Genomic DNA, 1,859 nt, shown 5'->3' with positions numbered 1-1,859 from the left:
CGTCTGGGGCGCGCGCCCGCCGCGGGCAGCGGGCTCGCCCGCCTCCACGGGGCGCCCGGATGCGTGGCGGTCTCCCGGGACGAGCCGATCGGCGTCGATCGCCGCCTCCATGCGCGCCGAGGTCCAGTAGGCGCTCGTGGCCGCGGGCGACGCGGTCACCGCGTGGTGGTCGACCGCATCGGGCTGGCCCGCGCTCGCGGCCTGCGCGCCGCCGAGCGCGAGCGAGGCGCTCGCGATCGCGGTGGTCAGCCAGAGGAGCGTGCGTCGGGAGCGCCGGGTGGCCGGTGCGGGAGTGCTGTCGTGCATGGGATTCCTTCTCCGTCGAAGAACCGCGCGCCCCGGACGGAGCGCAACGTTCCCGCAGAGTAACCCCAAGATTCACTCAAGCGCGCGAACTCTCCACAGGCGCGAGCCAGCGGGGCACGGCAGCGTGCGCGCTCTGCTACGGCTGCACTCCAGCGCGTCGCAGATGTCAGTAGCCGTAGCCGTCCGACTCCTCCGCGTTCTCCCGCTGCGCCTCAGCCGGGCTCTCCTGCTGCTGCGCCTCCGCACGGGCGTGCGCGTTCGTCTTCTCGGCCGCCTCGTCCTGCGCGTCGTCCTGCGCCCGCCGGCTCGTGTCGTCGCTCATCGCCTCTCCTCTCCTCCTCCGCCTCGCGGCGGTCCTCGTGGTCCTATCGGCCCGCTTCGCGCGCGCGGCCGAGCTGGTGGCGCAGCGACGACTCGAGGTCCGGCCGGCGGAACCGGTGGCCGAGCTGCGCGAGCACCGCGGGCACCGCCCGCTGGTCGGCGAGCGCGAGCTCCTCCGCCCCCTGCCTCCCGAGGAGCACGCGCGGGCCGAGCGCGGGCGTCGGCAGCAGCGCCGGCCGATGCAGCACGCGCGCGAGCGTCTCGGCGTACTCCGCCTGCCGGACCGGATTCGGCGCGACCGCGTTGACCGGCCCGGCGAGGCGCTCGTCGGTGAGCGCACGGTGGTAGACGTCGACGAGATCGTCGAGGTCGATCCACGACTGCCAGTGCTCGCCGCCGTCGAGCGGTCCGCCGAGCCCGGCGGCGTAGAGCGGCGCGAGCACCTGCAGCACGCCGCCGCGCGGAGTCTGCACGAGCCCGGTGCGCACCTGCACAGCCCGGATCCGACCCTCGGTGGCGACCGCCGCATCCGCCTCCCAGTCCACCACCACGCGCGCGAGGAAGTCGTCGCCCGCCCCGGCCGCCTCGGTGAGCTGCTCGTCGCCGCGATCGCTGCCGTAGCGGCCGATGCCCGACGCGCTCACGAACACGCGAGCCCCGCTCGCGGCCGCGAGCTCGGCGAGCCTGCGGGTCGGCCCGATGCGGCTGTCCCGGATGCGCTGGCGGTGCTCGTCGCCGAAGCGCCCGAAGATGGATGCTCCCGCGAGGTGCACGACCGCGTCGACGCCCTCGAGCAGGTCGGGCGCGGGCGCGTCGGGCTCCCACTGCCGCTCCCCCGACGCCGTCGGCGCGTGCCGCACGAGGCGCACCACCTCGTGCCCGCCGGTCGTCAGGAACGCGCTGAGCGCGGTGCCGATGAGGCCGGATGCGCCGGTGATCGCGACCGTCATGGGCTCGGCGGCCGCCGCGGCATGGGACGCGAGGTCGTCGGCGAGCTGGCGATGCCGGTAGACGAACATCGGGCGCAGCGCGCGGGAACCCAGCTGCGTGTCGACCCGGTCGCGCACGATCGTGCGGTCGCCGGCGGGCTCGAAGCGGTGCTCGTGGCGCCACCGCAGCGGCGCGAGCGCGACCGAGGCGAGGCCGACGCCGACGCGCTCGTCGACGAACGCGCGGCCCGGCTCGAACCCCGCGGGGTCGTGCTGCGCCGCCCAGATCAGGCCGCCCGGCAG

The 1,859-nt window shown here is 76.0% G+C and carries 2 protein-coding genes and 1 pseudogene; all 3 read right to left on the bottom strand.

The features are described from left to right. Positions 1-306, bottom strand: a pseudogene (locus tag NWP09_RS12700) (hypothetical protein); the annotation flags it as partial. 166 nt (positions 307-472) lie between these two features. Next, the gene (locus NWP09_RS12695) at positions 473-628 is read right to left on the bottom strand and encodes a hypothetical protein (RefSeq protein ID WP_258275862.1); all 156 of its coding nucleotides are present in this window, start codon (positions 626-628) and stop codon (positions 473-475) included. Positions 629-671: 43 nt separating this feature from the next. Continuing rightward, on the bottom strand, positions 672-1,859 hold a 1,188-nt coding region (locus NWP09_RS12690; protein ID WP_258275861.1), incomplete at its 5' end, for a TIGR01777 family oxidoreductase.

This window comes from Agrococcus sp. HG114, from assembly GCF_024723325.1.
GTDB lineage: Bacteria > Actinomycetota > Actinomycetes > Actinomycetales > Microbacteriaceae > Agrococcus.
The sequence above is the reverse complement of the archived record's forward strand: the minus strand, read 5'-3'. Positions and strand labels throughout refer to the sequence as shown.